The sequence below is a fragment of the uncultured Gulosibacter sp. genome, assembly GCF_963509965.1.
GTDB lineage: Bacteria > Actinomycetota > Actinomycetes > Actinomycetales > Microbacteriaceae > Gulosibacter.
The window spans coordinates 66,024-87,330 of record NZ_CAUPDE010000006.1 but is presented as its reverse complement, the minus strand read 5'-3'; the positions used below and the strand labels follow the sequence as shown (position 1 = coordinate 87,330).

17 protein-coding genes are annotated in these 21,307 nt (G+C 64.2%); 12 read left to right on the top strand and 5 right to left on the bottom strand.

The genetic code is table 11. The features are described 5' to 3' along the window. Positions 1-7: 7 nt before the first annotated feature. The 7 genes from RQ865_RS05710 (at position 8) to RQ865_RS05680 (ending at position 6,225) form a co-directional block, all read left to right on the top strand. A complete protein-coding gene (locus RQ865_RS05710) occupies positions 8-1,054 on the top strand; it encodes an aminotransferase class I/II-fold pyridoxal phosphate-dependent enzyme (RefSeq protein ID WP_311478157.1) in 1,047 nt (348 codons plus the stop codon). 160 nt (positions 1,055-1,214) lie between these two features. Then, positions 1,215-2,171, top strand: coding sequence for an ornithine cyclodeaminase family protein (locus tag RQ865_RS05705; protein WP_311478156.1), 957 nt, complete (start codon positions 1,215-1,217; stop codon positions 2,169-2,171). 3 nt (positions 2,172-2,174) lie between these two features. Further along, positions 2,175-2,699, top strand: coding sequence for an EVE domain-containing protein (locus tag RQ865_RS05700; protein WP_311478155.1), 525 nt, complete (start codon positions 2,175-2,177; stop codon positions 2,697-2,699). Positions 2,700-2,789: 90 nt separating this feature from the next. Beyond that, a complete protein-coding gene (locus tag RQ865_RS05695; protein WP_311478154.1) occupies positions 2,790-3,392 on the top strand; it encodes a hypothetical protein in 603 nt (200 codons plus the stop codon). An 89-nt stretch (positions 3,393-3,481) separates the two neighbouring features. Beyond that, positions 3,482-4,186: a hypothetical protein gene (locus RQ865_RS05690; protein WP_311478153.1), complete on the top strand. Its 705-nt coding sequence runs from the start codon at positions 3,482-3,484 to the stop codon at positions 4,184-4,186. A gap of 131 nt (positions 4,187-4,317) precedes the next feature. Then, positions 4,318-5,490 carry a CE1758 family FMN-dependent luciferase-like monooxygenase gene (locus RQ865_RS05685; protein ID WP_311478152.1) on the top strand — a complete coding sequence of 391 codons (1,173 nt, stop codon included), beginning with the start codon at positions 4,318-4,320 and terminating at the stop codon, positions 5,488-5,490. A gap of 48 nt (positions 5,491-5,538) precedes the next feature. Continuing rightward, positions 5,539-6,225: a CE1759 family FMN reductase gene (locus tag RQ865_RS05680; protein ID WP_311478151.1), complete on the top strand. Its 687-nt coding sequence runs from the start codon at positions 5,539-5,541 to the stop codon at positions 6,223-6,225. Here the strand turns inward: RQ865_RS05680 and putP are convergent, their stop codons facing one another. After that, positions 6,226-7,752, bottom strand: a complete 1,527-nt coding sequence (putP, locus tag RQ865_RS05675) for a sodium/proline symporter PutP (RefSeq protein ID WP_311478150.1) — start codon at positions 7,750-7,752, stop codon at positions 6,226-6,228. A 145-nt stretch (positions 7,753-7,897) separates the two neighbouring features. After that, entirely contained in the window at positions 7,898-11,461 is a 3,564-nt protein-coding gene (locus RQ865_RS05670) for a bifunctional proline dehydrogenase/L-glutamate gamma-semialdehyde dehydrogenase (RefSeq protein WP_311478149.1), read from the bottom strand. Positions 11,462-11,735: 274 nt separating this feature from the next. On the opposite strand from RQ865_RS05670, the gene RQ865_RS05665 reads away from it, so the two are divergent. Continuing rightward, positions 11,736-12,662 (top strand): LysR substrate-binding domain-containing protein, encoded by a 927-nt coding sequence (locus RQ865_RS05665; RefSeq protein WP_311478148.1) that lies wholly within the window; start codon positions 11,736-11,738, stop codon positions 12,660-12,662. A gap of 101 nt (positions 12,663-12,763) precedes the next feature. Here RQ865_RS05665 and RQ865_RS05660 read toward each other — a convergent pair whose 3' ends face one another. Both RQ865_RS05660 and RQ865_RS05655 read right to left on the bottom strand, forming a co-directional pair. Continuing rightward, a complete protein-coding gene (locus RQ865_RS05660) occupies positions 12,764-13,174 on the bottom strand; it encodes a hypothetical protein (protein WP_311478147.1) in 411 nt (136 codons plus the stop codon). A gap of 13 nt (positions 13,175-13,187) precedes the next feature. Next, entirely contained in the window at positions 13,188-13,388 is a 201-nt protein-coding gene (locus RQ865_RS05655) for a hypothetical protein (protein WP_311478146.1), read from the bottom strand. Positions 13,389-13,649: 261 nt separating this feature from the next. Here RQ865_RS05655 and RQ865_RS05650 point away from each other — a divergent pair, with 261 nt between their 5' ends. Continuing rightward, on the top strand, positions 13,650-14,021 hold the full coding sequence (locus RQ865_RS05650) for a transcriptional regulator (RefSeq protein ID WP_311478145.1): 372 nt from the start codon (positions 13,650-13,652) through the stop codon (positions 14,019-14,021). A gap of 118 nt (positions 14,022-14,139) precedes the next feature. On the opposite strand, the gene RQ865_RS05645 is transcribed toward RQ865_RS05650, so the two are convergent. Then, complete coding sequence (locus tag RQ865_RS05645) at positions 14,140-14,781, bottom strand: esterase (protein WP_311478144.1); 642 nt, start codon at positions 14,779-14,781, stop codon at positions 14,140-14,142. Positions 14,782-14,829: 48 nt separating this feature from the next. Here RQ865_RS05645 and RQ865_RS05640 point away from each other — a divergent pair, with 48 nt between their 5' ends. From RQ865_RS05640 to RQ865_RS05630, 3 genes are read left to right on the top strand one after another with little or no spacing between them, the layout of a single operon-like run. Continuing rightward, positions 14,830-15,369 carry a DUF4916 domain-containing protein gene (locus RQ865_RS05640; protein WP_311478143.1) on the top strand — a complete coding sequence of 180 codons (540 nt, stop codon included), beginning with the start codon at positions 14,830-14,832 and terminating at the stop codon, positions 15,367-15,369. 59 nt (positions 15,370-15,428) lie between these two features. Then, positions 15,429-20,387, top strand: a complete 4,959-nt coding sequence (locus tag RQ865_RS05635; protein ID WP_311478142.1) for an ATP-dependent helicase — start codon at positions 15,429-15,431, stop codon at positions 20,385-20,387. Further along, complete coding sequence (locus tag RQ865_RS05630) at positions 20,387-21,235, top strand: DNA-formamidopyrimidine glycosylase family protein (RefSeq protein ID WP_311478141.1); 849 nt, start codon at positions 20,387-20,389, stop codon at positions 21,233-21,235. The genes RQ865_RS05635 and RQ865_RS05630 overlap by 1 nt, the downstream gene beginning before the upstream one ends. Positions 21,236-21,307 lie beyond the last annotated feature (72 nt).

Below are 21,307 nucleotides of genomic sequence, written 5' to 3'. Positions count from 1 at the left end.
TGATGCCATGCCAACGCGGTCGATTCATTTTGGTTCCGATAACTATGCTGGCGCGCATCCCGCGGTGATCGAGGCGGTCGTGCGCGCCAATTCTGGCCATGTTCCGGGTTACGGTGATGACCCGGTTACCGCCGAACTCGAGGCGCGGATGCGCGAGATTTTCGGCCCCGAAACTGAGGTCTATCCGGTGTTCAACGGCACCGGTGCCAATGTGGTGTCACTGCAGGCGATGCTGCCACGCTGGGGTGCGGCGCTCGTCACCGCATCCGCGCACGTTAACACCGATGAGAATGCGGCACCGGAGCGTATCGCCGGTATCAAGCTGCTGCCGCAGCGTTCGAGCGATGGCCGGTTTGACCCCGACCAGATTGCGCCGGCGCTGGCGGATGTGATGGTGCCGCATTCGGCTGAGCCGTTGGCGGTGTCGTTTTCGAACTCAACCGAGTTCGGCACCGTGCACTCTCTCGAGCAGGTGGCCGCGATCACCAGCACCGCCCGTCGGCACGGGCTGCTCGTGCACTGTGATGGTTCGCGCCTGGCAAATGCGGCGGTGGCACTTGGCACCGATCTGGCGACGATCACTGCGGGTGTGGATGTGGTTTCGCTCGGCGCCACCAAGCTTGGAGCACTGGGGGCCGAGCTGATTGTGGTGCGTAACCCCGACGCGGTGCACGGTATTGATCGGCTGCGCAAGGTCGACCTGCAGTTGGCGTCGAAGCAGCGGTTCTTGTCGGCGCAGCTGCTGGCACTGTATGGCAGTGAGCTGTGGCGCGAGTTGGCCGGTAACGCCAATGCGCAGGCGGCGCGTCTGGCCGCGAAGCTGCGCGAAGTTCCGGGGGTGAGTCTGTATGCCGAAACCGACGCGAACGCGGTGTTTGCGACCCTACCTGCCGGGGTTGCGGATGCGGTGCGCGGGCGAGGCTGGCGTTTCTATGATTGGCCCACCGAAGATGCTCCCGCAACGGTTCGGCTAATGACGGCCTGGGATACCACCGATGCGGCGGTCGACAGTTTTGTCGCCGATATTGCTGCGGTTGTCGGGGCTGGGTGCTAGCGTTCACCAAACGCATCAAATCGCTACCGACTCGATACTCACTTCGCTGCGCGTGACTACCTGACCCGACGGTATTGTGAGAGTAGGCGCGATGACGCACACCACTGGAGCTTTCGGCCGCTGAACAGTGGCTGACCCGACTTGTCTGCGAGGGGCACGCATGACCATTCACATCCCGCACATCACCGACCGCGATATCCGCGAGCATGTCACCTACCGCCAGGCCATGACGGCGCTGCGCAGTGCGCTGCTTGAGGATGTTGATCCGGCAACCGATTTCCCGCGCCAGATTCTCGAGCTTGCCGATCGGAAGCAGTTGCTGTTCATGCCGTCACAGTCGCGTGAGTGGGTGGGCACGAAACTCATTTCGGTGAACCCGCTCAACTATCGACGCAGCATCGACCGTGTGCAGGGCGTGTATCTGTTGATGGATTTCGACACCACCACACCCCGCGCCATTATTGACGGCAGCGAGCTGACCGAGCTGCGCACCGCGGCCATGTCGATGGTGGTCGCTGATGCGCTGCTGCCGCGGGATGCCCACACGGTGATGCTGTTCGGCTATGGAGCCGAGGCTCGCGCACATCTGCTCGCGTTGAAAGAGATCCGCCCGTCGCTGAGCGAGGTGGTTGTCACCGGCCGCAACCAGGTGAAGGCCGAGATGTTTGCCGCCAATGCGGCCGAGCACGGCTGGGATGCGCGTATCGGCGCCGCGCGTTCGCCCGAGTCGACGATTCCGCAGGCTGATGTCATCCTCACCGTTACCGGTGCCGCTGAGCCGCTGTTTGATTCGTCGCTGGTGAAACCGGGCACGCTGGTGATGGCGATTGGGTCGCACAATAACGACCGCCGCGAGGTTGAGGGCGAGCTGTTGGGCCGCTCGTATGTGATTGTTGAAGACCGTGCCACCGCGATGCGTGAGGCGGGCGATGTGACCATGGCTGCCGCCGAGGGCGCGCTCACCGATGACGATCTGATCGAGCTGCACGACTTCGTGCGCGATCCGCGGCTGGTGGGTCGCGATAAGCCGGTCGTATACAAGTCGGTTGGTATGTCGTGGCAAGATCTGGCAGTGGCAGCCGAGGTGTATCGGCGTGTGCCGCAGGGGCGTCGATAGTCGTTGGCGATTCGCTATTGGTTCGTGGTGCAGCCGCTTGATCGCGCCCGTGAGTTGGTGGCGTCGGGATGCGTGCAGGTGCCGTGGGGTGCGCGGGAGCCGCTCGATCAGATGCGGGTTTCGGATGGAGTGATTCTGTATAGCCCCAGGGTGTCGAACCCTGATGGTGAGCCGTTGCGGGCGGCGGTGGCGTCGGGCCGGGTTGTGAGCGAGGTGCCGCGCCAGTGGGGTAATGCTGGGCGCTCGCCGTGGCGACACGATGTTGACTGGTTGCCGGATGCGCGGGTGGCCTCAATTCGACCGCTGCGAGACATGCTCGAGTTGACGCGTGACGACCGGTTTTGGGGTGAGCGGCTGCGGCCGGGTTGGGTGGAGATTTCGGCGCGTGATTTCGATATTTTGACGGATGCGGTGCGGCGTCCGTCACCGGACCCGAGCGGGTTCATGTTGCGTGCGCTGCGTGAGTCGGGGTATCCGGAGGTGATGCCGTCGAGCAGCCGCGATGATCGGCCGCGGCTGATTCGCTGAGCTGTCGCGTGCTGTGGATAACTCGCGCGCGAACCCGCAGTTTTGTCTAGACTAATCGCCCAATCAGCCACTCTTAAGTGAGGAGACGGGATGCGCAGACAGTTCAACGGGCTGCTGGTCACGGCTTTCGTGATCGTGCTCTTGGCGGGATGCGCAGCATCCGACGCGAGCGAAACCGGTCGCCCCACGCTCATGACGGCAACCGACACAGCCGCAGCTGAACCAACCCTGCCCACACTCACCGAAGGAACCGTGCCGCCGGAATACGAAGACGAATACCTCGACCTCGCCGTCACGGCCTACCTCGACTACCTGAACGCCGCACTTCGCGTGCTCGAGCACAAGCTTGATGCCGACGCTTTGAAAGACTACGCCCTGCCATCGATGCAGGATGATATCGACTGGTTCGCTGAAGCAGCGGCGGATCACGGCCCCTGGAAGGTAGAGGGTGCTTTCCGACTCGAGAACATCGAACTCACCAACTCCAAAATCACAGACGAGTACGTCAGGCTACAGTTCATCGCCTGCCAGAGAGACGGTGAGATCAATATCTCAAATTCCGAGCACGAGCACATTCGAGACCGCTCGAAAGGTGACAGGCGACCCATGGTCGTCGTCGTGAAGGGGCCAATCAATGCACTGAAAGTGGAAAAATCAGGGCTTCTTGGAGATCCAAACCCATGCGAGCAATAGCACTACTTTCGATAGTTCTACTTCCTGCAATCACAACCGGCCCATGGCACATTCGGACAGAGTGCACATTTTCATCTGACAATCAAAGCGTGTGCACCGATACTGACCCAGATTTCGTCCATATCTCGGGAGCTTGGCAAGACGAGGTCCCCGTAGAGGGTTACGAATCCGAGCCTGAAGACTCTTACGACGGTGACGAAGCCGACCACGAGGCCCCAACCGGCCCGGTCGATTCAGCCGATTCAGCCGACTCAGCCGACACCCGGTCACGTTACCTGTACGGCAGCGGCCTCGGGCCCGGCATCGCAGTCGGCACCGCACCCAACACCCCCTGGGCCACCCGGGTCATCACCGTCACCGACCTCACCCAAGCCCAACCCAATCCCGCCAGCATCCACATGGAACCCGACGGTTGGGCGCTCCTTCACTCGCCCACAAACTTTTGGATCGAAACCGGCGCACCGCGCGTGCAAACCACCCTGTTCAACACCCCGGTCACGATCGAGTTCATCCCCAGCAGTGTGCAGTGGAACTACGGCGACGGCGCCACCGCGTCCACCGACACGGTCGGAGCATCCTGGGCCAACCTCAACCAACCCGCCAACACCACCACGCAAACCAGTCACACCTACACCACCGGTGGCACCTACACCGTCCACGCCACCATCCACTACCGGGCCGTCGTGCACGTCAACGGTGCGCGCATCAATGTCAACGGCACCGTTCAGCAAACCATCACCTCCGCACCCATCACCACCTACCGATTCAGCACCGTACTCACCCCAAACCCCTAACCGAAACCCAACCCGAACAGCTCCCCACCCGCTGGAATAACTTGCGGCCGCAAGCGTTTACACCACCAGCACTTCTATGCAGACGCATAGACTTGATGTGTGCAGTCGAGTGACCAGTTGAGGAGATAACCATGCAGTTCGGAATCATGTCGGTGAGTGATGTCACCCGCGACCCCACCACGGGTCAAACTCCCAGCGAGGCAGAACGCATCCGCAGCTTCGTCACCATCGCCAAAAGGGCCGAAGAGGTCGGTCTCGACGTGGTCGCGGTTGGCGAACACCACAATCCACCGTTCTTCTCATCGAGCCCCACCACACTCCTGGCGGCCATCGCCGCCCAAACCGAACGCATCATCGTCACCACCTCAACCACCCTCATCACCACCAACGACCCCGTGCGCATCGCCGAGGAATACGCGATGCTGCAACACCTCGCAAACGGCCGCATGGATCTCATGCTCGGCCGCGGCAACACCGCCCCCGTCTACCCCTGGTTCGGTCACGAAATCCACACCGGCCTGCACCTCGCGCTCGAAAACTACAACCTGCTCCACCGCCTCTGGCGCGAAGACGTTGTCGATTGGGAAGGCCGCTTCCGCACCGCCCTTCACGGCTTCACCTCCACCCCGCGGCCACTCGATGACGTACCGCCGCTCGTGTGGCACGGCTCAATCCGCACCCCCGAAATTGCCGAACAGGCTGCCTACTACGGCAACGGCTTCTTCGCCAACCACATCTTCTGGCCACCATCACACACCAAGCGCATGGTCAACTTCTACCGCGAGCGCTACGAACACCACGGTCACGGGCCCGCGAAAACCGCGATCGTTGGACTTGGCGGACAATTCTTCGTTGGCCGCACCAGCCAGGGTGCGAAGGATGCGTTCCGCCCCTACTTCGACGCGGCCCCGGTGTACGGCGGGGGCCCCTCACTCGAGCAGTTTTCAGAATCAACCCCGCTCGCTGTGGGCAGCGTGCAGGAGGTCATCGACAAAATCCTCGGCTACCACGAGTACATCGGCGACTATCAGCGGCAGCTCTTCCTCGTCGACCACGCCGGCATCCCGCTGCGCACAGTGCTCGACCAGCTCGAACTGTTCGGCGCCGAAGTGCTTCCAGTGCTGCGACGTGAACTTGCCTCCCGCCGCGACCCCGAAGTGCCCGCAGGCCCACCAACCCACGCCGACCTCGTGCGCGCCAAATACGGTGATGCCGCACCGCGCCAGCCACGCCCGGCCGCGAACCGCGGCGATAACGTCACCGGCGGCTCGCCCTACATCGACGTCGTCGATGAGCGAAACTGACGCTTTTACGAGCGCGCACTAACGTTGTCACGAATGAAAGAGGTGTTGATGTCGAACGAACTAAGACTCGCCGTGGTGAGCGCTGGCACGAGCGACCCCTCCACCACCCGGATGCTCGCCGATCGACTGGTTGCCGCAACCAACAGGTTCGCGCAGGCCGACGGGGTGACGCTGCACGTCGACGTGATCGAAACTCGCGAACTCAACTCTGAGCTCGGTGACGCTATGAGCAGCCAATTTCTCGGCCCCAAACTCGAACACGCGGTGACGGTGCTGCGCGAAGCCGATGCCCTGGTGGCGGTCTCGCCCGTCTACAAGGCCGCACCATCGGCCTCGTTCACCGCACTGTTCCAAGTGCTCGACCAAGACCTGCTCATCGGTAAGCCGGTGCTACTCGGGGCCACCGCCGGCACACCCCGCCACTCGCTGGTGGTCGATAACGGGATGCGCGCATCCTTCGCCTATTTGCGTGCGCTGGTCACCCCAACGAGTGTTTTTGCGACCACAGAAGACTGGAGTTCGACCGACCTCGCCGAGCGCATTGAACGCGCCGCCTACGAGCTGTGGCTGCTCATGCGCAGCGGGTTTGCACGCAGCGTGCGCAAGCAAACCTGGCACAGCTATCAGCACCAGTTCGGGAGTGACGGTGGCAACGAGTTTGCGGTCGATTTCGAATCCGACCTCATGAAGCTCGCCACCGGCGGCACCCTGCCGCCCGAGCAGCCCCGGCACTAGTTAGTTTGCGGCCGCGGCACCGTCGGCTTTCTCGCCGAGCACAATGGCACCGGTCTGGTCAAACTCTTCCTGAATCTCAGGGTCGATGCTCGGGGTGAGCAGACTCACGACAACCGCCGCCACCAGCGCCAGCAAGAACGCCGGCACCAGCTCGTACAGGCCGATCTCGAACATCTTGTCGATTTCCTTGTACACGAACACGGTCACCGCACCGGTGATCATGCCCGCCAGTGCACCCCAGTTGCTGAGCTTGCGCCAGTAGAGGCTCAGCAGCATGATCGGGCCGAACGCGGCACCGAAGCCGGCCCAGGCAAAACCCACCAGGCCCAGCACCGTGTCGTTCGGATTCACAGCCAGCAGCCCGGCGATGATGGCAACCACGAGCACAGCGGCGCGCCCGAGCCACATGAGCGAGACCTGCGAGGGTGGGTCTTTGCGCACCACCCGGTAGATGTCTTCAACCAGTGCCGACGAGGTCACCAGCAGCTGGCTCGACAGCGTGCTCATGATCGCCGCAACCACCGCCGCGAGCACGAGGCCGGCAACCAGCGGGTGGAAAAGCACCTGCGACATCAGCAGCACCACAGTTTCGGGGTCGTCGGGGGCACCACCAAACTTCGAGAAATAAGCGACACCGATCAACCCGGCCATCACGGCACCCGCAAGTGAGATGAGTTGCCAACCAGCGCCAATACGGCGGGCGGTCTTCGCCTCTTGGGCGCTACGCAGCGCCATGAAACGCACGATGATATGCGGCTGACCAAAGTAGCCAAGCCCCCACGCCAAACCCGAGATGATGAACATACTCACGGCGAAGGTGCTGAGTGAGCCGTCACCAACGAGCGAGAGCGCCGCCGGGTTGATCTCGCTGATTCGGGAGGCAGTTTCATCGAAGCTGCCGATGGTGAACAGCGCCACAATCGGGATCACAAGCAGCGCGACGAACATCATGATGCCCTGCACCGCATCCGTCAGCGAAACACCCAAGAAGCCGCCGAAGAGCGTGTAGGCAAGCGTCACCAGGGCAATCAGCGACATCCCCACCAGGTATTCGCCGCCGAACGACGAAACAAAGAACTTACCGCCGGCGACCATCCCGCTCGACACATAGAGCGTGAAAAACACGAGAATGATCACACTCGACACGATGCGCAGCAGTCGCGAACGGTCGCGGGTGCGGTTTTCGAAGAAGCTCGGCACTGTGATCGAGTTTTTCGACACCTCGCTGTAGGCACGCAGCCGCGGCGCGACAATGAGCCAGTTGAGGTAGGCACCGATGAACAGCCCGATCGCGATCCACCCCTCAAGCAAACCCGTCGCATAAATCGCGCCCGGCAAACCCATGATGAGCCAGCCCGACATATCGGATGCGCCCGCGCTCAGCGCCGCCACAAACGGCGGGAGTTTTCTGCCACCAAGCACATAATCTTCGTGGTCTTTGGTGCGCAAGAATGCGATAACACCAATGGCGAGCATCCCGGCGAAATAAATGCCGAGGGCGATGAAATAAAACGCTTGATTGGACACCTTTGTCTTCTTTCTCTGCGGTTGGCGGATGCTGGACGGGGTGTGCCGGCCCGGTGCGTTGATTAGCCCCGGGCCCGCACCGGGCCAAACTCACGGCGAGACCGGGGCGGCCAGAAACGCTGGCCACGCAAGTTACGGCTTCCCATTAAACCAGCCCCTCTGAAAGCGCATTCGGGGTTCCGAACCGGTGGGCGGTAATTGAGACTGCCTGTTCGCGCAAGAACGGCAGCAATTCAACCCGGCCGGCCGCAACCACTTCGCCGTCGTAAACGGCGATATCGGGCTTGCCGGCACTTGCTTCAATAATTGCCTGCAGCTGCTCGGTGCGGGATGTGCCGGCAACAAGTCGGATGCGCGCCCCGGCCTGCGGGCCCTCGACTGCCGCCAGTGCGCGCACGCGATTCGCCCACAGCGTTTCGTCTTCGACCACCACGGTGTGGTTTGCGGCTCGCAGCTGTTCATCGACACCGGCAGGCAGCGGGGTGGCGAGCGAAATCGTGGCCTGAGATCCCGTCGCAAGCGCACCGGCGATCACGCGCAGCGTCTGCGCGAGTGTCGCGTCTGCACCGGCACGCACCACCACCGGCACCGGCCGGTAGCGCAGTAGGTTGCGTTCGATACCGAGCCCGGATGCATCCCGGGCGACACCGAACTCGTCGGCCCAGGCACGCGCATCCGATCCGGCCGCGTCCTGCAACCAGCGCAGCTCGTCCGCATCCAGGTCGGCATCGGCAGCGCCGCGCAGCAGCTGCGCCACGGGTTCGGCAACCTCGGCAGTGTCGCGCACGGGCGCATCCGACCAGCTACCGAAAGCGTGCAGATAGTTTGGCCCGCCGGCTTTCGTGCCGGGGCCGATGGCCGATTTTTTCCAGCCGCCGAACGACTGCCGCCGCACGATCGCACCGGTGATGCCGCGGTTGACGTACAGGTTTCCGGCTTCCACACTCTCGAGCCAGGTGGCGAGTTCGTTGGCGTCGAGCGATTGCAGCCCCGAGGTGAGGCCGTAGTCGATGTCGTTGACGATTTCGATCGCCTCTTCGAGGGTTTCGGCGGTCATGATGCCGAGGATGGGGCCAAAATATTCGGTGAGGTGATATTCCGAACCGCGACGCACGCCCTCGCGCACACCCGGTCGCCACAGTTTTGTTTCGCCGTCTTCATTGCGCGAGAGCGGCCCAGCGTCGGTAACCGGGCCGGGCTCAATCAGCCACCGCTCCCCCTCGCCGAGGGTGGTCAACCCGCGCAGCAGCTTGCCGGATGGTGGCGCAATCACCGGCCCCATTTGCGATTCGAGCTCGTCGGGGGTTCCCACGCGCAGCGAGCGCACAGCATCCAATAGTTGCCTGCGGAACCGTTCTGATTTCGCCACCGAACCCACCAGGATGACCAGCGACGAGGCCGAACATTTCTGCCCGGCGTGCCCGAACGCCGATTGCACGACATCGCGCACTGCCAAATCGAGGTCGGCATTCGGGGTTACAATAATCGCGTTTTTCCCGCTAGTTTCAGCAAGAATTTGCAGGTTGGGGCGGGTTTCGCGCATGGCGACGGCGGTTTCATAGGCGCCGGTGAGAATTACGCGTTCAACGCGCTGATCGGCAACGAGTTTTGAGCTGAGGCCGCGGTCGGCGAACTGCACATACTGCAGCACGTCTTTCGGCACCCCGGCCTCCCACAGCGCTTCAACCAGCACGGCTCCGGTGCGGGCGGCGGCAGATGCGGGTTTGAAGACGACCGCGGCACCGGATGCGAGCGCGGCGAGCGCACCACCGGCGGGGATCGCGGTTGGGAAGTTCCACGGCGGGATCACCGCGATGAGCTTCGCGGGAGTGAAACTCGCGCCGTCGACCCGTTCGAGCTCTTGCCCGAGCGCGGCGTAGTAGTGCGCGAAGTCGATCGCTTCGCTCACCTCGGGATCGCCCTGGTCGATCGTTTTGCCGCATTCCGATCCCATCACCTCGAGCAGTTCGGCGCGGCGCGCTTCGAGCAGCTCACCCGCGCGGTGCAGGATGCGGGTGCGTTCAGTAACGCCGAGCTCGCGCCAGCGGTCGGCGGCCTTGACGCCACGACCGATGACGCTGTCGAGTTCGGTTTCAGTTTTGATGCGCGAGTTCGCAACCAGTTCGCATCCGAGCTTGGATTCGACCATGCGCTCGGCGATGGCGCGGCCCCATTCCCGGTTGCCGGGCAGGTCGGGGTCGGTGTCGGGGGTGTTGCGGAACCCGGCGTAGCCGCCGCTGGTCCATTCATCCACGCGCGTCTCGATACCTTCGGTGTCGAACTCGCGGCGGTCTTGGACGCGATTGGGTCGCGGCACACGAAAGTTCGCTTCGTCGCCATCACCGGTGATCGCTTCGAGGTCGGCGAGGGATGCGAGGAACCGGTTACGTTCGCGGGCAAAGAGCTGGTCGTCGTCGTGCAGTTCGAACACGGCCGACATGAAGTTTTCTTGGCTGGCGCCCTCTTCGAGCCGGCGGATGAGGTAGGCGATGGCGACATCGAACTCATCCGGATGCACCACCGGGGTGTACAGCAGCAGCGACCCCACCTCGCGGCGCACCACCTCGGCCTGGCCCTGCGCCATGCCGAGCAGCATCTCGAATTCGATACCCGATTCGGCCCCGCGCGCCTTCGCGAGCAGCCACGCGAGCGCCACGTCGAAGAGGTTGTGTCCGGCCACACCCACCCGCACATTGCGCACGCGTTCGGGGTGCAGCGCGTAGTCGAGCACGGCCTTGTAGCCGGTGTCGCTGGCCTGTTTGCTGTGCCAGGTTGCCACCGGCCAGCCGTGGAGGGCGGCATCCACCCGTTCCATCGGCAGGTTCGCGCCTTTCACGAGGCGCACCTTGATGGGGGCGCCACCGGCGGCGACACGTTTTGCGGCCCATTGCTGCAACCGCATCATCGCCGCGAGCGCATCGGGCAGGTAGGCCTGCAGCACGATGCCCGCTTCGAGATTGCGAAACTCGGGCCGTTCGAGGATGCGGGTGAACACCTCGATGGTGAGATCGAGGTCTTTGTATTCCTCCATGTCGAGGTTGATGAATTTTTTCGGCGACGATTTCGCGGCGAGTTCATACAGCGGCACGAGCTGCTGTTCGATGTGGTCGATCGCCTCGTTGAAGGCCCAGTGGTTGTGGGGTGCCACAGTAGATGACACTTTGATCGACACATAGTCGACGTCTGGGCGGGCCAGCAATTTGCGGGTGCCTTCGAGGCGCCGTTCGGCTTCGCCCTGGCCGAGGATGTATTCACCGAGCAGGTTGACGTTGAGCCGCAGCCCGTCTTTTTTGATGCGGGCAATTGCCGGGCCGAGTTTGCTGTCGGTGGCGTCGATGATGAGGTGACGCACCATGCGGCGCAGCACTTTGCGGGCGATTGGTACCACTACGCCGGGTACCACCGGGCCGACCGTGCCGCCGAGTTTGATTGCGCCGCGCATCGGGGCGGGCAAAAACTTCGGGGTGAGGGGTGTGAGCTGTGCGAGTTTGCGGGCGGCGGCAGCGTGGTCTTCGGGGCGTACCACGCCGTCGACAAATCCAACCGTGAAGTCGAGGCCGTTTTCGTCGCGCAGCACCCCGGCGAGGCGTTCGGCGGCGGGGTCGACCGGTTCGTTTGCAGCTTCGGCGAGCCAGCGCTGCACCAGCGCAATGGTTTCGTCGGCGAGGTCTTGGGGGCGCACCGTGGCATTCGGGGGTGTTTGCGTCATGACGATCATGCCTTTCGACAGCGAGTCTGGTTCGACAGCTGACCGCGGCGAGCAGGGCTCGGGATGCGGTATCGGTCGACTGTGCTCGACAACCGGTTGAATCGTTGGGAGCCTTCGTTGGCGCCGTCGATTCGTTGAGCTGTCACCAGTGTGCGACCGAATATTCGTCACGTAAAGTTACGGTTTATTCCTAATACAGTTCAGCTTTGGTGAAGCAACTGCGGCGCTGCACTGCCGGTGCCAAAACCTCGTCGGCGCCAGAACGGAGAGTGGGATGCTCGAAATGAAACGCCTGCGCCTGCTGTGGGAGCTGCACAATCGCGGCACTATCGCCGCGGTTGCCGCCGCGCTCAACTTCACCCCTTCGGGAGTTTCGCAGCAGCTGGCGCTGCTCGAACGCGAGGCCGGGGTGCCGCTGCTGCGCAAATCGGGGCGTCGACTCGAACTCACCGCCGCCGCGCAGGCGCTCGTGCCCGAAATCGAGCAGCTGCTGAACGGCCTCGAACGTGCCGAGTCGGTGCTGCATCGTGTGTCGAACGAGGTTACCGGCACGATTCGGGTGGCGACCTTTCAAACCGCGCTGCTGGCGCTTTTCCCGGATGTGGTGCAGCGGCTGCGCACCTCGGCGCCCAAGCTGCGGGTTGAGCTCAAACAGTACGAACCCGAGGCGGCGCTCAGCGAAACCTGGACCAGACAGTTTGATCTTGTGGTTGCCGAGCAGTATCCCGGCCATACCCGCCGGCACTTCCCCGGCCTCGATCGCGTGCCGCTCACTCACGACCGCATCCAGCTGGCACTGCCACCGCTCGGAGTAGGTGGTGGCGCCTACGACAACATCACTTCGATAGCGGATGCGTCAGCGCTGCCGTGGGTGATGGAACCGGTGGGTGCTGCCACGCGCCACTGGGCCGAGCAGGCCTGCCGCGTCGCCGGTTTTGAGCCGGATATTCGTTTCGTCACCGCCGATCTGCAGGCGCATGTGCGGCTGGTTGAAACCGGTAACGCGGTGGCGCTGCTGCCAAGTCTCGTGCATCTACGCACCCCCACGGTGCGGCTGGTTGATCTTGCCGGTTCGCCGCGGCGGCACCTGTTCACGGCCGCGCGAAAAGCCAGCGAAGGGGATGCAGCAATCGCCGCGGTGCGCGCCGAACTTGCCGCCGTGGTGGCCGAGCTTCCCGGTGCACTGGCCGACTCGCGGTGAGTGCACAGTTACCCCAAAAGCACCTCGTCAAGCACCCGTGCCAAGCGGTCGTTGCGGCCGGTCGCTTGTCCATAAAATCGGGCGTTTACAAACGCTTCCCGCTAGTTGTCGTTCGCGAGCGCGGCATACCGCGCTTCGGCGGCTCGATTCATCTCGTCGTTTCCGGGGTAATAGGCATAGGCTCGCGGCGTCGGGTCGGTGGGGTCAAGCACGTTCGGGCCTTGTTTCACCATCGCAGTTGCCGGCCCGCGTCTTGGTTCCCCAGCCCACTCGTAGACATCTTGGAATAGATAGCGATGGATCGCCCTTATATGCGCGTAATCGAAATTGCCCGAGAGTGGTTGCTGTTCTAATTCCAGTAGACGTGTACTCACCACATGAGCTTCAAGGTGTTCCAGCAACAGGGGGTCAGTGACGCCGAACGGTTGAGTTGGTGAAGTGAATTTGTTGCGCAAAACACTGGTGCGTGGGATGAAGTAATCTTCCCAGGCACCGAACCTTTGCGTGGTCATGAATCTTGCGCGGTCATGGCTGAAGGGCTTGGTCGATCATCGCGGCACGGCACTCGTCACCGGAGATCTCACCTCTGGCCAGTCGCTCCAGCAGCTCGAGTGCCATCGTGTCAGTAACCGCGTGACCGGCCGAACCAAGCGCACCGTGCACAAAATCGAGCGTGCGCTGCACATCTGGCGAAGTCGCTTCAGATTTCGCTTGCGCTTCGGCCATCACGATCCCTCCTCAGGTTGTGACTGATTTTATCGACTTGCGCAGAGGCACTCAACGGTTACAAAGCTGTCGAGTCTCGTGCATCTGCGCACGCCCACAGTGCGACTGGTCGACTCGCGGTGAGTGTTGGCGTCAGCCACTCGGAAACTCGTGATGACCAGCCGGTTTCGTAAGCAGCGGCAGGATCAAAACCCAGGTGCAGAACATTGCCCGTGCAATACCAACACCGTATCCTTATTGCACGAAGCGATAGGAGCACCAGTGACGCAGCACCTGACGATTCGCCATTTCAAGCCAATCAACGTCCCCGCATCACTGACCAGCCTGCAAGGCCCGGCAGCCGGCACGGTATCGCTGCCGCACCACATTATCTGGGCCCCAGGCAATAACGAATACGACCTCGGTGAGCTCGGAGCGGCAACTGTCGTCTACCAAGCAGTGCTTACTGAAGGCACCACCGCGGAGATCTGCAATTACCTCAACGCCGATCGGCTCATCCGACTGTGGCCGAGGTTGAGTCTCGACCGGTTCATCATTGATGCCTGGGAGTCACGGTTTCCCGAGTTGAAAGGACGCGCATGGGCGCCTCCGCGCGTGACGATTTCCAACGAGACGTTGCACGCATCGCACTAGCAGCAACCCGCCAATACGGGTTCGCGCTGGCTGGCTCGGCGATGTGAACTTATATGCAAAATATCGGCGCCTGGGGTGAAGTGGTCTGCTGCCGAGTACAGGCGGGCTGGCGCCGAGATCAGCTCAGCTGCGCATCCAAAAAGTGCCCCACCGCGTTGAGTTCGGGAAGGGTTATTTCGTGCCCCGCGCCGGGAATCACCAGCCGCTCGAGGGTGGTGTGCGCATCCAGCCACGGCCCGGCGAACTCAATCGCCGCCTGCGGAATCACCGGGTCGGCATCGCCGCGACCCCAAAAAACCGGCGGGCGCCGCTCGGCCAGCACCGCATCCCCCGCCACCTCGCCCGAGGCGACAAAGCCCGACAGCACCACGCCGCATACGAACCGGTCGGGATCGAGCCGCCACGCCTGCATCCCGGCAACCGCACCCTGCGAGAATCCGATAAAGGCCACTCGCTCGGCACCGAGTGCCGCGATGCGGTCGATCAGGTCGGTAGCAGCGGCGGTGACTTCACGGTTGAGTGCGGCCTCGGCTTCGGCGCTCGTATCGAGGGTGGGGCCGGCCGGGCCCGGCACCCAGCGCAGCGAAAACCATTGGTGGCCGGGCATCTCGGGAACCGGTTCGGGGGCGCGCAGCGATGCGTAGCGGTAGTGTTCGGGCAGGTATGGCACCAGGCCCGCCAGGTCGCGTTCATCAGCGCCGTAGCCGTGCAAGAGCACCACGAGCGGTGCGTCGGTCAGGTGGTCGTTCGCGGTGAGCATGGCAACATTGTCTCGCACCAAGTATCAAGATGCGGCACAATCAGCGGTATGGACGTTCGCACTCCCGATCCCGAAGGCCAAGGCGGTTGGATGGACGCCGACGAACTTGATTACATCCGCAAGCGGGTGCCCATCGTGTATGTCGAGGCGATTCCAGTGCGGGTTGGTAGTTCAGGGCAGGTAGAGCATCTGGGGCTGCTGCTGCGCGCCACCGGTGACGGGATGATTGCCCGCTCGTTTGTTTCGGGACGGGTGCACTATGGCGAGACCCTGCGTGAGGCGCTGGTGCGGCATCTTGAAAAAGATCTCGGCACGATGGCGTTCCCGCAGCTGCCACCCGCACTGGTGCCGTTCACGATTGCCGAGTTTTCGCCAATGCCGATGACCCAGCTGCACGATGAACGCCAGCACGCCATCGCGCTGGTGTATATCGTGCCGGTCACCGGTGAGTGCCAGCCTCGCCAAGATGCGCTGGAGGTCACCTGGGTAACCCCGGATGATGCCAGCGACCCCGACCTGCTTGAAGAGCTCGAGGGCGGGCGCGGAGCGCTATTGCGCGCGGCAATCAGCTATCTGCAGCACTGGTAGCGGCCCGTAATACCACTGCCGCGGCCACAAATGTCGGTGGCTGGGTGTTTGATGGTGTCATGGCGCGTGACACTCATTCGGCAGCGAGCGATGGGCTCGAGCTGTTCAGCGCGCCTACTGCCAGCTGGTTCCGCGTGGCTTTCGCCGAGCCCACGCGGGTGCAGCGCGAAGCGTGGGCGGCGATCGCGCAGCGCAAGCACACGCTCGTGGTCGCGCCCACCGGGTCGGGAAAAACACTCGCGGCATTCTTGTGGGCGATCGACCGGGTAATGCGCCAGCGCACCCGTGCCGCTGAGCCCGATGCGGTGTCGCCGGCCGTCGCTGAGGGTGCTCCCGAACACGATCCCGGGCATGCCGCAGGCCCGGCACCCGGTGGCGCGGCCCGCGGCACACGCATCCTCTATATTTCGCCGCTGAAGGCGCTTGGAGTCGATGTCGAACGCAACCTCAACGCGCCACTGGTGGGAATCTCGCAGACCGCGCAGCGGCTCGGTGACGAGGCGCCGAAACTCACCGTGGGTGTGCGGTCGGGCGACACTCCCCCGGCAGAGCGGCGACGCCAACAGGCCAAACCGCCCGATATTTTGATCACCACACCCGAATCGCTGTTTTTGCTGCTCACCTCACAGGCGCGGCGCACCCTGCGACAGGTCGATACCGTCATCATCGACGAGGTGCACGCGGTGGCTGCCACTAAACGTGGCGCGCATCTGGCGCTCTCGCTCGAGCGGCTCGATGCATTGCTCGAGCGGCCCGCGCAGCGTATCGGGCTGTCGGCCACTGTGCGGCCACTCGATGCGGTGGCAAAGTTTCTCGGCGGCCGGGCACGGGTCGATATTGTCGCGCCGCCGAGCGAGAAAAGCTTTGATTTGCGCATCGTGGTTCCCGTCGAAGATCTCAGCGATATCGCCGCCGGTGGGCCTTCAGGGGCGAGGCGAGCTGCAGGCGACACCGAGCGTGTTGACCGCGCCGAGGATGCTGGCGACACCCCAATTTTTGGGGATGCATCCCAATCGATCGCTCACGAACAGCGCGCCGGTTCGGTGTGGCCCCATATCGAAGCAGAGATCCTCGACCGAGTGCTCGCGCACCGCGCAACCATCGTGTTTGTTAACTCGCGCGGGCTGGCCGAACGGCTCACCGCGCGCCTGAATGAGCTGTACGACGAACGCCAGTTGCTCGCACCGGCAGCAGACTCGCCAGCACCGCCGCCACCAACCCCCTCACCGCCTTCGCAACCAGCCCCGCACTCACCTGCCGAGCAGCGCGAGTCACGCCAGCATCCAAACCCGCGCCTCAAAAACGCCACGCTCATCGGTGGTTCGGGAGAGTTCGCCGGAGCTGCCCCCGAACTCGCGCGCGCTCACCACGGCTCGGTATCGAAAGAAACCCGCGCCGAAGTAGAAGACGCGTTGAAATCGGGCCGGTTGCGCTGTGTGGTAGCCACCTCGAGCCTCGAGCTCGGTATCGATATGGGTGAGGTCGATCTGGTTATCCAGGTAGAAGCGCCCTGGTCGGTAGCAAGCGGGCTGCAGCGGCTCGGCCGCGCCGGGCACCAGGTTGGCGAGGTGTCGCGCGGGGTGATCTTCCCCAAACATCGCGCCGATGTGTTGCACTCGGCGGTAGTGGCATCACGCATGCTGACAGGGTCGATCGAGGCGCTCACACCCATCACCAACCCCCTCGATGTGCTGGCACAGCAGACCATCGCGGCCTCGGCACTCGACCGGTGGCAGGCCGATGACTGGCTCAACCTTGTGCGCCGCGCGGCACCGTTTGCCACACTCTCGCGGGCGCTGCTCGACAGCGTGCTCGACCTGCTCGCCGGACGCTACCCATCCGACGAGTTCGCGCAGCTGCGCCCCCGCATCGTGTGGGATCGCGAACTGGATGCGTTCACCGGCCGCCCCGGTGCCCAGCGGCTCGCGGTCACCAGCGGCGGCACGATTCCCGACCGCGGCACCTTCGGGGTGTTCATGCTCACCGGAACCGAAGACCTTCCCGACGACGGCACCGCGTCGCGACGCGTGGTGGGTCGCCGCGTGGGTGAGCTGGATGAAGAAATGGTGTATGAGTCGCGGGTGGGCGATGTTATTGCGCTCGGCTCGACTTCTTGGCGCATCCGCGAAATCGGCCCCGACCAGGTGCGTGTAACACCCGCATTTGGCGAGCCCGGCCGACTACCGTTTTGGATCGGTGATGCGCTCGGCCGGCCCGCCGAGCTCGGCGCCGCGATGGGCGCGTTTGCTCGCAAGTATGCCGACCGCGCTGCTAGCGACGACCTCGACGGGCTCCTCGACCCGTTCGCGGCGGCGAACCTGCGCAGTTACCTGCACGAAATGCGCGAGATCACCGGGCATATTCCCTCCGACCGCACGCTCGTGGTCGAACGGCACCGCGACGAGCTCGGCGATTGGCGCATCGTGCTGCACAGCCCCTACGGTCGGCGGGTGCACGGCCCCTGGGCGTTGATGGTAACCGCCAGGATGCGCGAACAGTTCGGTCTCGAAGCCTCGGCGATTGCCAGCGACGACGGCATCATCGTGCGCCTGCCCGATATTGAGGCCGAGCCTCCGGGTGCCGAACTCTTCGATTTTGCACCCGATGAGATTGAGCAGCTCGTCACCCGCGAGGTGGGTGGGTCGGCACTGTTCGCGGCGCGCTTTCGCGAGAATGCTGCCCGAGCACTGATTCTGGCGCGCTCACATCCCGGCAAACGTTCACCGCTGTGGCAGCAGCGGCTGCGGGCCGCGCAACTGCTCGAAGTGGCCCGCCGCTACCCCGAGTTTCCGATCGTGCTCGAAACCGTGCGAGAAGTGCTCCACGATGTGTACGACCTCGACGCGCTGCACGAGCTGCTGCAGGGCATCCGCGCGCGAAGCATCCGGGTGGTGACCGTCACCACCGCCGAACCGTCACCGTTCGCGCGCACACTGCTATTCGGTTATGTTGGCGCCTTCATGTACGAGGGCGACCAGCCACTTGCCGAACGACGGGCGGCAGCACTCTCGCTCGATATGAACCTGCTGGGTGACCTGCTCGGCACCGCCTCGCTACGCGAGCTGCTCGATGCCGAAGCGATCACCGCCGTTGCGGCCGAACTGCAACGCACCGCAGCCGGTTGGCGGGCCCACGACGTAGAGGGCATCGCCGACCTTTTGCGCGTGGTTGGCCCGTTAGATGCCGCTGAAGTTGCGGCACGTGTCGATGCGGATGCGCACCTCGACGCGGCAGCAGCGCTGCACGAACTGGTGGCTGCACGCCGAGCCATCCAGGTTCGCCTCGCCGGCCGCGAAGTGTATGCCGCAGTAGAAGATGCCGCGCGCCTACGCGACGGGCTCGGCACCCCGATGCCGCTGGGGGTTCCGGCAGTGTTCCTCGAACCGGTTGCCGACCCGCTCGCCGATCTTGTGGGCCGATACGCGCGCACGAACGCACCGTTCACCACTGCGGCTGCCGCCGAAGCACTCGGGCTCGGCCAGGCGGTGGTGGCCGATGTGCTGCGTCGACTCGAAGTGGCACACCGCGTGGTGCACGGCGAGTTCACGCCGAGCCGCGAGGGCACCGAGTGGGTGGATGAGCAGGTGCTGCGGCGCATCCGCTCGCGCACGCTCGCGAAGCTGCGTCGCGAAGTAGAACCGGTGTCGCAGCAGACATACGCACAATTTCTGGCCGAGTGGCAGCATGTGCGCGATACCCAACCCACGGCACCGCATGACCGCACGGCGCAGACCACCCGGATGCTCGGCACTGAAGGGCTCGAGGGTGTCGAGGGGCTGATCGCGGTGATCGAGCAGCTGCACGGGATGCCGCTTCCGGCATCGGCTTGGGAATCGCTGATCTTGCCGGCACGCATCCACGACTACCAACCCGCCATGCTCGACGGCTTGCTCGCCTCGGGTGAAGTGCGCTGGATCGGGCACGGCGCCATCGGCACCAGCGACGGCTGGGTGTCGCTCTCGCTGAGCGAACTGCTACCGCTGGCACCACCTCCCGGGCCCGAAGCAACTGAACTATCGCCGCTCGCGCAGCAGCTGCGCGCTCGGCTCGCCACCGGCGGAGCAATGTTTTTTGCAGAGCTATTGCGCGCGCTCGGCGAGGATGCACCATCAGCGGCGACCGTGGCCGATGCGCTGTGGGAACTCGCCTGGGCGGGATACGCCACCACCGACGCGCTCGCCCCGCTGCGCGCTCTTTTAGCCGCACCGGGCGGGCGTGCATCCACCTCGGCACATCGCACACCCCGGCGCGCCGCACGCGGCCGCCTCTACCGTAGCGGCATGCATGCGGGGCCAACCACGCCAACCCCGCCACATGCCGCCGGACGCTGGTCACTCACCCCGAGCACCAACAGCACCCTCAGCCCGCTCGACGCTGCCGAGCAGGCTGGGGCTCTCGGCGAACTGCTGCTGTACCGCTACGGCGTCGTCACCAAGGGCACCGTCACCGCGGCCGATGTTCCGGGCGGGTTTACCGCCGTCTATCAGCTGCTCGCCAAGTTCGAACAGGCCGGTCACGCCCGCCGCGGCTATTTCGTCGCACAGCTCGGCGCCGCACAGTTCGCCACCGCCGGTGCAATCGACCGCCTGCGAGCCATCGACCGCGACACAACGGAACGCGCCGACGGCTACCGCAACGACGCACCCACCCGCGTGGTGACCCTGGCTGCCACCGACCCAGCCAATCCCTACGGGACGGCCCTGCCCTGGCCCGAGCTCGCGCAAAGCAAACATCGACCGGGACGGAAGGCCGGCGGGCTCGTCACCCTCGTTGCCGGGCAGCTCGTGTTCTACGTTGAGCGCGGCGGCAAAACCATGCTGCAGTTCACCGATAACGACCGGCTCATCAGCCAGGCAGCCGAATCGCTCGCCGCCACTGTGCGCGCCGCGCGCATCCCCGACCTGGTGATTGAACGCATCAACGGCAACTACGCCCTCGAAACCGACACCGCCACCAGGCTGCAGCAGGCCGGGTTCAACGCCACGCCGCGTGGATTCCGAATGCGGGTGCATCCCTAATGCCCGAGGGAGACACCGCCTATCGCGCGGCGTACCACCTGGCGCGGTCACTCACCGGACGCACCATCGACCGGTTCGAGCTGCGGGTACCAAAGTTCGCGCAGTTCGACCTCACGGGCGAAAAAATCCGCGGTGCGGATGCGCGCGGCAAACACATCCTGCTGCGTATCGGCGACCACACTGTGCACTCGCACCTCGGGATGGACGGGTCGTGGCGACTCGTACCGCCCGGCAGCTCGGGTGGGCGGGCCACACGATCGGCACGGGATCGCACCGGCGGGGCACGCGGTGGCCCGACGCTTTCCTGGCCAGCGGCGCACCGCATCCGCGCCATCATCGGCACCGACGCGGTGATCGCGCTCGGCATCGACCTCGCGAAACTCGAATGCTGGCGAACCGCCGATGAACCGCAGCGGCTGGGCTGGCTCGGCCCCGATCTTTTGGCAGCCGAGCCCGATCTTGCGGAAGCGCGGCGGCGCATCCTCGCGCAGCCCGGCCGCAGCATCACCGCGGCGCTGCTCGACCAGCGCAATGTGGCGGGCCTCGGTAATGAGTACGTCACCGAGATGTGTTTTTTATGCGGTGTGCTGCCGAGCCGAACTGTCGCCGAGGCCGGTGATATTGACGAGTGGCTGACACTTGGCCGCCAGCTCATGCTCGCCAACCGCGACCGGGTTGAGCGCACCTTCACCGGTGATCTTCGCCGCCCCAACTGGGTGTTTGGCCGCGAAGGGCGTCAGTGTCGCCGGTGCGGCAGCGATCTTGTTTCCGGCACGCACGAGTCGGGATCAGCCCGCAGCGGCGCCACCGAGCGTGAATCGGTGTGGTGCCCGAACTGTCAGCGCTAGCCGTATCGCGCGCGCCAACGCCGCCTGGTGGTTGCCCGGGTTGAATACCCTGAGCCCGCTGGGCGCCCGCAC

What these genes read in the sequence shown, in the direction of transcription:
- RQ865_RS05710 (WP_311478157.1), top strand. Translation starts at nt 8, where the DNA reads ATGCCAACGCGGTCGATTCATTTTGGTTCCGATAACTATGCTGGCGCG.
- RQ865_RS05705 (WP_311478156.1), top strand. Translation starts at nt 1,215, where the DNA reads ATGACCATTCACATCCCGCACATCACCGACCGCGATATCCGCGAGCAT.
- RQ865_RS05695 (WP_311478154.1), top strand. Translation starts at nt 2,790, where the DNA reads ATGCGCAGACAGTTCAACGGGCTGCTGGTCACGGCTTTCGTGATCGTG.
- RQ865_RS05685 (WP_311478152.1), top strand. Translation starts at nt 4,318, where the DNA reads ATGCAGTTCGGAATCATGTCGGTGAGTGATGTCACCCGCGACCCCACC.
- RQ865_RS05680 (WP_311478151.1), top strand. Translation starts at nt 5,539, where the DNA reads ATGTCGAACGAACTAAGACTCGCCGTGGTGAGCGCTGGCACGAGCGAC.
- RQ865_RS05670 (WP_311478149.1), bottom strand. Translation starts at nt 11,461, where the DNA reads ATGACGCAAACACCCCCGAATGCCACGGTGCGCCCCCAAGACCTCGCC.
- RQ865_RS05665 (WP_311478148.1), top strand. Translation starts at nt 11,736, where the DNA reads ATGCTCGAAATGAAACGCCTGCGCCTGCTGTGGGAGCTGCACAATCGC.
- RQ865_RS05660 (WP_311478147.1), bottom strand. Translation starts at nt 13,174, where the DNA reads ATGACCACGCAAAGGTTCGGTGCCTGGGAAGATTACTTCATCCCACGC.
- RQ865_RS05655 (WP_311478146.1), bottom strand. Translation starts at nt 13,388, where the DNA reads ATGGCCGAAGCGCAAGCGAAATCTGAAGCGACTTCGCCAGATGTGCAG.
- RQ865_RS05645 (WP_311478144.1), bottom strand. Translation starts at nt 14,781, where the DNA reads ATGCTCACCGCGAACGACCACCTGACCGACGCACCGCTCGTGGTGCTC.
- RQ865_RS05640 (WP_311478143.1), top strand. Translation starts at nt 14,830, where the DNA reads ATGGACGTTCGCACTCCCGATCCCGAAGGCCAAGGCGGTTGGATGGAC.
- RQ865_RS05635 (WP_311478142.1), top strand. Translation starts at nt 15,429, where the DNA reads ATGGCGCGTGACACTCATTCGGCAGCGAGCGATGGGCTCGAGCTGTTC.
- RQ865_RS05630 (WP_311478141.1), top strand. Translation starts at nt 20,387, where the DNA reads ATGCCCGAGGGAGACACCGCCTATCGCGCGGCGTACCACCTGGCGCGG.